Source organism: Dactylosporangium siamense, from assembly GCF_016862795.1.
GTDB classification, from domain to species: domain Bacteria; phylum Actinomycetota; class Actinomycetes; order Mycobacteriales; family Micromonosporaceae; genus Dactylosporangium; species Dactylosporangium siamense.
Genome location: NZ_BONQ01000080.1, coordinates 1 through 8,628, shown reverse-complemented (window position 1 = coordinate 8,628; position 8,628 = coordinate 1). Strand labels below are relative to the sequence as shown.

The 8,628-nt window shown below is 73.9% G+C and carries 6 protein-coding genes; 3 read left to right on the top strand and 3 right to left on the bottom strand.

Annotated elements, in window-relative coordinates; translation table 11 throughout:
- Positions 1 to 50: 50 nt before the first annotated feature.
- Both Dsi01nite_RS25440 and Dsi01nite_RS25435 read right to left on the bottom strand, forming a co-directional pair.
- Positions 51 to 320: a GlsB/YeaQ/YmgE family stress response membrane protein gene (locus Dsi01nite_RS25440; protein ID WP_203848769.1), complete on the bottom strand. Its 270-nt coding sequence runs from the start codon at positions 318 to 320 to the stop codon at positions 51 to 53.
- A 75-nt stretch (positions 321 to 395) separates the two neighbouring features.
- Entirely contained in the window at positions 396 to 3,143 is a 2,748-nt protein-coding gene (locus Dsi01nite_RS25435; RefSeq protein WP_203848768.1) for a beta-L-arabinofuranosidase domain-containing protein, read from the bottom strand.
- A gap of 173 nt (positions 3,144 to 3,316) precedes the next feature.
- Here Dsi01nite_RS25435 and Dsi01nite_RS25430 point away from each other — a divergent pair, with 173 nt between their 5' ends.
- From Dsi01nite_RS25430 to Dsi01nite_RS25415, 3 genes are all read left to right on the top strand, one after another.
- Positions 3,317 to 3,898 (top strand): TetR/AcrR family transcriptional regulator, encoded by a 582-nt coding sequence (locus Dsi01nite_RS25430; protein WP_203848767.1) that lies wholly within the window; start codon positions 3,317 to 3,319, stop codon positions 3,896 to 3,898.
- Positions 3,895 to 4,536 carry a maleylpyruvate isomerase family mycothiol-dependent enzyme gene (locus Dsi01nite_RS25425; protein ID WP_203848766.1) on the top strand — a complete coding sequence of 214 codons (642 nt, stop codon included), beginning with the start codon at positions 3,895 to 3,897 and terminating at the stop codon, positions 4,534 to 4,536. Before Dsi01nite_RS25430 ends, Dsi01nite_RS25425 begins: the two co-directional genes overlap by 4 nt.
- A 276-nt stretch (positions 4,537 to 4,812) precedes the next feature.
- Positions 4,813 to 7,818, top strand: coding sequence for a helix-turn-helix transcriptional regulator (locus Dsi01nite_RS25415; protein ID WP_239136162.1), 3,006 nt, complete (start codon positions 4,813 to 4,815; stop codon positions 7,816 to 7,818).
- 10 nt (positions 7,819 to 7,828) lie between these two features.
- Here the strand turns inward: Dsi01nite_RS25415 and Dsi01nite_RS25410 are convergent, their stop codons facing one another.
- Entirely contained in the window at positions 7,829 to 8,434 is a 606-nt protein-coding gene (locus tag Dsi01nite_RS25410; protein WP_203848765.1) for a VOC family protein, read from the bottom strand.
- Positions 8,435 to 8,628: the final 194 nt, after the last annotated feature.

Sequence of the window (8,628 nt, the reverse complement as noted above, 5' to 3'; positions counted from 1 at the left end):
GGGCCGAATGGCCCGCGCCGCCGCTGCGTCGTGAAGTTCGTGGATCGCCGCTACACCCTGCTGCGGCCGTAGAAGCCGGCCACCCCCCAGACGCCGATCGCGGCCAGGACGACCTGGATGGCGATCTCGATCCAGTCCACGCCGGCGGTGTCGGCCCAGCCGGCCCCACGGGCGATGGCGGTGCCGATCAGCGCGGCGACGATGCCGATGACGATGGTCAGCCAGATCGGGATGTGCTGCTTGCCGGGCACGACCAGGCGCCCCAGCGCGCCGATGATCAAGCCCACGACGATCGCGGAGATGATGCCGCCGACAGTCATCTGGTGCCTCCAAGTACCGGGGGGTGTTGCGGTTCGCGGAGGTACTTCCCGACCCACGCGAATCACAAACCACACCTACACGAACCGCCAGAGGTGGTCGTTGGTGCCGTTGTCGTCCCAGATCAACACCTGGGCGCCCTGGGCGGTGGAGGCGCCGCTGACGCCGAGGACCCGCCCGCCGTTCGCGGACTGGATGCGGAAGTAGCCGTTCGCCCCGGCCCGCAGCCGCCAGCGCCGGTCGGCGGAGGAGATGTCGGCGAGCTGGACGGCACGCGCGCCGTTGGCGGTGCCCGCGTTCTCCACGCCGAGGACCAGGCCGCTGTTGGCGTTGCGCAGCCGGAGGTACCCGCCGGAGTCGACCACGGCGGTCCACAGGTGGTCGGCGGTGCCGGTGTCGCCCCACTGCAGGACCAGGGCGCCAGTGACGGTGGACATGTTCGTCACGCCGAGGACGAGGCCGCTGCCGAGGTTCTGGATGCGGCGCGTGCCGTTGGGGATGAAGCGCCACAGGTTGTCGGCGCTGCCGTCGTCGGGGGCCTGGACGGCCTGCGCGCCGTTGGCGGTGGAGTTGCCCGCGATGGCGAGGAGCTTGCCGCTGTTGCCGTTGCGGATCTTGTGGCCGCCGTCGCCGTTGTCGACGAGGGTCCAGCGGTGGTCGGCGGTGCCGTTGTCGGTCCACTGCAGGACCACGGCGTTGTCCGCGGTGGACATGTTCTGCACGCCGAGGACCTTGCCGGAGTTGAGGTTGCGCAGGCGGACCGCGGCGCCGTCGACGACGAGCTCCCAGTTGTGGTCGGCGGTGCCGCTGTCGGTCCACTGCAACGCCAGGCCGCCGTCGGCGGTGGACATGTCCTGCACGCCGAGGACGAGGCCGCTGGCCACGTTGGCGAGCCGGTAGTTGGCGACGCCGGTGCCGCCGCCCTGGCCGTTGGCGCTCCAGTAGACGGTGGTGTTGTAGCCGTGCGCGTCCTGGAACGGGTTGAGGGCGACCGTGGCGCCGTTGGCGGTGGCGGTGAAGGCGAGCGAGCCGGTGCCGGTCCGGGTGACCGAGGACGTGGTCAGCGCCGGCAGCGCGGACAGGGTCGTGTTGCCGTAGTTGCCGGCCAGGACGACGGGGCCGTAGGTGACGGCGACGACGTTGGCGTTGTCGTTGGCGGGCCGCACGGCGACCTGCATGGGCAGCCGGACGGTGACGGTGTCGCCAGAGGCCCAGGAGCGGGTCAGGGTCGCATACGTCCCGGGGGTGGTCGCGATGCCCTGCACGGTGCCGTTGACGCTGACGGTCGCGCCGGTGGTCCACGCGGGGATGCGGACGCGCATGGTCCAGGAGCCGCCGACGCTGCCGGTCACCTGCAGCGTGGTGGTGTCGCTGACCGGAAACGTGGTGCTCTGCGTGACCGTGATCCCGCGCTGCGACCAGGTCAGCACCGACGGCACGAACAGGTTCACGGTCAGCGTGGTGCCGTTGTAGAAGTAGACGGAGTCCATCAGCTTCGTGTTGGTCTCCACGCCGGTGCCCTGGCAGCACCAGAAGCTGTCGTAGTCGGTGCTCCAGGTGCCGCCGCCCCACGCCGGGCCGACGCCGCGCCGGCCGCCGGGCTTCAGCGACATGAAGTAGGTGATGTGGCCGTGGCTGTCGGCCGGGTTCTGCGCGCCGATCAGGTGGTTGAGCAGGGCCCGCTCGTAGAAGTCGAAGTAGGCGGCGTTGTTCGGGTCCAGCAGCCACAGCTCGCGCGTCAGCTTCAGCATGTTGTAGGTGTTGCACTGCTCGCACGTGTCGTCGGTCAGGTACGCGGCGATCGCGTTGGCCGCCCGGAAGTGCTCGGCCTGGCTGTTGCCGCCGATGACGTACGTGTGCGCGGCGGTGGTGATGCTCCAGGCGTTCGCGGCGATGTCGCGGTAGCGGGTGGTGCCGGTCGCCTTGTACTCACGGACCGCGCCGATCCACTTCGGCACCTGGGTGTTGGCGTGCAGCCCGTTGAGCTGGTCGGAGTTGGACGCGAGGGGGTTGAACACGGCCGCGTGGTCGAAGCGCTGCGCGGCGGTGAGCCAGCGGCTGTCGCCGGTCTGCTGGTACAGGTCGGTCAGCACGGCGTTCATGCCGCCGAACTCGACGTTGAGCGTGGTCTGCTGCTGGCCGGCGCTGAGCCGGCCGGTGCGCCAGTCGACCCAGCCGGCGAGGGCGAGCAGCACGTCGCGGGCCTGGGTGCTGCCGATGAGCCGCCACACGTCCAGCAGGCCGGCCAGGGTCTTGTGGATGCAGTACCAGGGGACGTTGCCGTTGCTGAGGGTGCCGCCCTCCAGCGCGGTGAAGTCGGACTCCGGGAAGCCGGACAGGTAGCCGGTGCTGAAGCCGGCGGCGGCGTTGTTGGCCTGGCAGGCGGCCAGGCCGGCGACCATGGCGGTGGCCTTGTCCCGGCAGGTGGTGTCGCCGAGCACGGCGTAGGCCTGGGCCCACGCGGTCAGCAGGTGGCCCTGCATGTGGGTGCGGAACGGGAAGGTGGGTGCGTCCCAGCCGCCGGTGGCGGCGGCGCCGTTCGTGGACAGCCGGTGGTTGGCCCGGAAGTTGTAGAGCAGCCGGTTGACGTCGACGAAGCGCAGGTAGGCCAGGGTCCGGTTCTGGTTGTCCAGCCAGCGGCCGGTGCTCAGCCGCACCTGGCCGAGGTCGAACGCGTGGGCGGACACGCCGATGTCGGTGCGCGCCGGGGCCACGGCGGCGGAGGCGGGGGTCGCTGTGTTGAGCAGGGGCGCCGCGGCGGAGGCGGCCGCGACGGCACCGGTGGTCTGCAGCAGCCGGCGGCGGCTGACGCTGGGATGAGCCATGGGGTGTGGGTCCTCTCGGGCTTGGGTGTTAACGCTCACACGCCCGGGCTTTAGGCGGTATCCCGGCTTGTCGAGTTAGCGCTCACATCGATGCCGACGATGCCAGAAGCGCCCGGACAGTTCAAGGGTCACTACGATTGCAGTCTTCCGCACTACTATCGTAGTATCGGGGTATGGCGAACCGACGCGAGCAACTGCTGGACGCGGCGATCACGGTGCTCGGCGAGCGCGGCATCCATGCCCTCACACACCGCGCGGTGGACGCCGCCGCAGGACTGCCGGCCGGCTCCACGTCCAACCACTTCCGCACCCGCGACGCGCTGCTCGACGCGGTGGTGGAGCGCTTCGCCGCCCGCGAGCGCGCCGTCTGGGAGGACGTCGCGTCGCGACTGGCGCCGACCACCCCGCAGGAGTTCGCGCAGGCCCTCACGGCGCTCGCGCACGAGGCGACCACCACGCACCGCACCCTGACCCTGTCCCGCTACGCCATCCTCGTCCAGGCCGGCATCCAACCCGCGCTGCGCGCGCAGCTGCTGGCCACCGGCGGCCGGGTCAACGCCTACTTCCTGAACTGGATGCGCACCGCCGGCTCCACCGACCCCGGCCACGACGCGCCGATCATCATGAACCACTGGACCGGCCTCGTCCTGCACCAGCTCGCCGTGCCCGACCCGGCGTTCGACCCGACCGCCCAGATCACCGCGCTCGTCACCACCGTCATCCGTCCCCGCACCGCGGAGGTTCCGGCACCATGAACGACGACCAGATCTGGTCCGCGATCCACACCCAACGGGCCGCAATCACCGACCTGCTGGAGACCCTGTCCGACGACGAGTGGCGGCAGCCGTCGCTGTGCGAGGGCTGGACGGTCCGCGACGTCGCCGCGCACCTGACGCTGCAGCAGCTCGGCTTCCGCGACGCGCTCGGCGTCATGCGGCACTGGCGCGGCAACATGGACCGCGCCACGCAGCAGGCCGCCCGCGCCCGCGCCACCACGCTCAGCACGGGCGAGATCGTCGCGGAGCTTCGCCGCACCAACGGAAACCGACGGCACAACCTCGGCGTCACGCAGCTGGAGGCGCTGATCGACATCCTGGTGCACAGCCAGGACATCGCCGTCCCGCTCGGCCGGCCCTTCGACCTCGCGCCGGACGCCGCGGCCGTCGCGACCACGCGGGTGCTGTCGATGCGGTGGCCACCGCCGCTGCCGTCGGCCCGCAAGCTGGCCGGGTTTCGGCTGGTCGCCACGGACGTGACCTGGTCGGCCGGGACCGGGCCCGAGGTCCGGGCCCCGATCGGCGCGCTGCTGCTGCTGGTGTGCGGTCGGCTGACCGCGCTGCCCGGTGTGTCGGGCGACGGCGCCGCGGACCTGACCGCCCGCCTCACCGTGTAACCACTGCCGGGTCGACGTGGAGCGCCGCAACGCCGAGATGGCTTCGCGCAAGCGGCTTCATGGACTTCGGACACATCGCCCGAATCGGGGCGCCGCATGACCCGTGCGAAGGTCTGACGATCTTGGCCGCTTGATCGAAGGCGCTGGGTGGTCGCGTGGACGACCACGGCGCTCCTTCGGTCAAGCGCGGCGGCGGGGAGATCGCTGCTTCGACGCTGGTACCCACCGGTCTGCGCCGTGGCTCGGTGTAGGCTCGCCGCGCGGGGAGGAACCAACGTGCGGGCGAACACCAACCGGCCTGAGCTGCGCGGCCGGCGGCGCGAGCGGGAGGCGCTCGATCGGCTGCTGCGCGACGTGCGGGCCGGGCACAGCCGGGTCCTGGTCCTGCGCGGTGAGGCCGGGATCGGCAAGAGCGCCCTGCTGGAGCACCTGACCGGCGCCTCCTCCACCGTCCGCGTCGCCCGGGCCGCCGGGGTCGAGCCGGAGACCGAGATCGCGTATTCGGCGCTGCAGCAGCTGTGCGCGCCGCTGCTCGGTCACCTCGGCGCACTGCCGGAGCCGCAGCGCGCCGCGCTCGCCACCGGGCTCGGGCTCAGCGCCGGGGATCCACCGGAGGCGCTGCTGGTCGGGCTCGCCGTCCTCGGCCTGCTCGCCGAGGCCGCGGCGGAGCGGCCGCTGGTGTGCGTCGTGGACGACGTGCAGTGGCTGGACCGGATGTCCGAGGTCATCCTCACGTTCGTCGCCCGGCGCGTCGACGCGGAGTCCGTGGCCCTGGTGTTCGCGGCCCGCAGCCCCGGCGGCGACCGGTTCCTGGCGGGCCTGCCGGAGCTCCGAGTGGACGGGCTGCCCACCGCGGACGCGCGGGCGTTGCTGGACTCGGTGCTGCCGGGGCCGGTCGACGACCGCATCCGGGACCGGATCGTCGCGGAGACCCACGGCAACCCCCTGGCCCTGCTGGAGCTGCCCCGCGGCTCGACGCCGGCCGAGCTGGCGTTCGGTTTCGGCGCCCCCGGCCCGCTGCCCCCGGCCGGAGAGACGCTCGACGCGGCGTTGTTCGCCCCGTTGTTCGCCCCGATGTCGCCAGCCGGTGCGGCGCCACCTCAGGGGCAGGAACGCGGCCCGGCTGACCCAGCCGGTCCGTTGTCCGGCGCGACACCGGGCCCGGCGGACCAGGCCGGTCAGGGGTTCGGCGCGGGCGGTGCGGCAGCTGACACGGCACCGCCGGCCAGTCAGGGGTTCGGCGCGGGCGGTGCGGCGGCTGACACGGCACCGCCGGCCGGTCAGGGGTTCGGCGCGGGCGGGACGGTGCCGCTGGCCGGTCAGGTCGAGGAGGGGTTCCGGCGGCGCATCGCCGCGCTGCCGGCGGACACCCGCCTGCTGCTGCTCGCCGCCGCCGTCGAACCGGTCGGAGACGTGGCCCTGCTGTGGCGGGCCGCCGGACGGCTCGGCGTCGGCATGGACGCGGCCGCACCGGCGCAGGCGGCCGGCCTGGTCGACATCGGCGCGTTGGTGCGGTTCCGCCACCCCCTCGTCCGCTCCGCCGCCTGGCGGGCCGCGGACCCGGCCACGCTGCGGGACGTGCACCGCGCCCTGGCCGACGTCACCGACCCCGACCTCGACCCCGACCGGCGCGCGTGGCACCGGGCGCACGCCGCCGCGGACGCCGACGAGGACGTGGCCGGCGAGCTCGAACGCTCCGCGGACCGCGCCCTCGCCCGCGGCGGCCGGGCGGCGGCCGCCGCGTTCCTCGAGCGCGCCGCCGAGCTGACCCGGGACCCGAAGCACCGTTCCGCGGTGCTGCTGGCCGCGGCGAGAGCCCGGCTCGACGCGGGCGCGGCCGCACTCGTGCAGGACCTGGTGGCCGCCGCCGAGCTCGGCCCGCTCGACCCGCTGCAGCAGGCCGGCGCGGAGCGGCTGCGCGCACAGGCCGCGCTCGCGCTCAACCCGGGCCGCGCGGCCGGGCCGCCGCTGCTGGCCGCCGCCCGCCGGCTCGAGGAGCTTGACTCGGGGGCGGCGCGGGAGACGTACCTGGCGGCGGTCGGCGCGGCCGTGCACGCCGGCCGGCTCGGCGGCGACGACCTGCACCGGGCGGCGGAGGCGGCGCGGGGCGTGCCGGCCGGGACCGACGCCACGGGACGGCTGCTCACCGGGCTGGTGACCTGGGCGCTGGACGGGCCCGCCCCGGCCGCTGCGGACCTGCGACTGGCCCTGGACGCGATCGACCCGGCCCGCGACCTGGACCTGCTGTGGCTGGCCGCGCCCGCGGCGCACGAGGTGTTCCAGGCCGGCACCGCCCACCGGCTCAGCGGGCAGGCGGTCGGCTTCGCCCGGGCGACCGGCGCGCTGTCGCTGCTGCCCGCGGCGCTCACCTTCCACGCCGGCACGCTGCTGCTGATGGGCAGGTTCGCCGACGCGGCCGACGTGCTCGCCGAGGGTGCGGCCCTCGCGTCCGCCACCGGGGTGCCGCTGCCGCCGGACGCGTCGCTCACGCTCGCCGCGTACCGCGATCCCGAACCCGAGGCGTTACGGCGCATCGAGGATGCGGCCGCCGACGCCGAGGCGCGCGGTGAGGGCATCCTGCTCGGGCAGACCTGGCTGGCCAGGGCCGTGCTGCACAACGGCACCGGCAACGCCCCGGCCGCCCTGCACGCCGCCCGGCAGGCAGCCGACGGCGCCGAGCTGGCCCTGGCCGGGAGGGCGCTTCCCGAGCTGGTGGAGGCGGCGGCACGGGCGGGCGAACCCACCGTCGCCACCGGCGCCCGCGATCGGCTCGCCGAACTGGCCACGGCCGCCGGGACCGACTGGAGCCTCGGCGTCCTCGCGCTCGCCGACGCGCTGACCGCCGCGCCGCAACGGGCCGAGGCGCACTACCAGGAGGCCGTCGCGCGGTGCGACGCGGCCGGCCTCGGCCTGCTCACGGCCCGGGCCCGGCTGCAGCACGGCGAGTGGCTGCGCCGCGAGGGACGGCGCGCCGACGCCCGTGCCGAGCTGCGCGCCGCGCACGACGCCCTGGCCGGCATGGGCGCCGGCGCGTTCGCCGGGCGGGCCGCGCGGGAGCTGGCCGCCACCGGCGAGACGGTCCGCAAGCGGTCCGAGGGCCCGTCGGACGAGCTCACGGCGCAGGAGACGCAGATCGCCCGGCTGGCGGTCGCGGGGCAGACCAACCCGGAGATCGGCGCCGCGCTGTTCCTGAGCCCGCGCACGGTCGAGTGGCACCTGCGCAAGGTCTTCGCCAAGCTGGGCATCACCTCACGCCGCGAGCTCGCCGCCGCCCTGCGCTGAACCGGGTGGGTCAGGCGCCGAGTCCGGCCGCCTTCGCCATGTACGCGGCGTACCAGGTCGGCCAGTCCGGATCCTCGCGGCCGATCTCCTTCTCGTGCCGGCCGTGTGCCGCCGCGGCCTCCCGCAGGGCGTGTTCGAGCTCGGCCGCCGAGTGGTAGATGGCGTGCTCGACCCGCCCCGGCAGCCGCCGGGTCACCTCCTGCAGCACGAACATGTTGCCGTCCGGGTCGGTGAACGTCGCGAACGACGCGTAGGACTGCCGCTCCGGGTCCGGCCCGGGCACCCGCCCCTCGGTGCCGGCGTGGTGGAACACGCCTCCGGCGTCGTGGAACACCTCGCTCACCTCCACGCCCTGGGTCGCGAGGTCCTTCTGGGCTTTGACGATGTCGTCGACGACCAGGTACACGCCGTGCGTGGAGCCCGGCACCGCGTCCGTGACCCGGCTGCCGAAGATGATGGACGCGGTCGAGCCGGGCGGGGTGACCTGAACGACCCGGAACCCACCCTCGCCGGAGAAGTCGGCGTTCTCCCGGAAGCCGATCCTGTTGAAGAACGCCTTGGTACGGTCGACGTCCGAGACCGGCAGGACGACGATCTCGAGCTTCAGGTCTTCCATGTCAACTCCTCCGTGGTGCCGAACGGGCAGCGCCTCCACTGCCCACTCCGGCCCGCATCTACCGCGCAACCGACCACCGGCGATCCGCCCTGCTCGCCGCCGCCGGCACCGGCGGGTGGCCGTGTGCCACCTGGTCCGGTGCCCGTCGTATGGTGGTTCTCTGACGGGGAGGATGGTCCAATGTCGATGCAAAA

Coding starts and splice junctions, on each gene's coding strand:
- Dsi01nite_RS25425 (WP_203848766.1), top strand. CDS start 3,895: ATGAACGACGACCAGATCTGGTCCGCGATCCACACCCAACGGGCCGCA.
- Dsi01nite_RS25430 (WP_203848767.1), top strand. CDS start 3,317: ATGGCGAACCGACGCGAGCAACTGCTGGACGCGGCGATCACGGTGCTC.
- Dsi01nite_RS25435 (WP_203848768.1), bottom strand. CDS start 3,143: ATGGCTCATCCCAGCGTCAGCCGCCGCCGGCTGCTGCAGACCACCGGT.
- Dsi01nite_RS25410 (WP_203848765.1), bottom strand. CDS start 8,434: ATGGAAGACCTGAAGCTCGAGATCGTCGTCCTGCCGGTCTCGGACGTC.
- Dsi01nite_RS25440 (WP_203848769.1), bottom strand. CDS start 320: ATGACTGTCGGCGGCATCATCTCCGCGATCGTCGTGGGCTTGATCATC.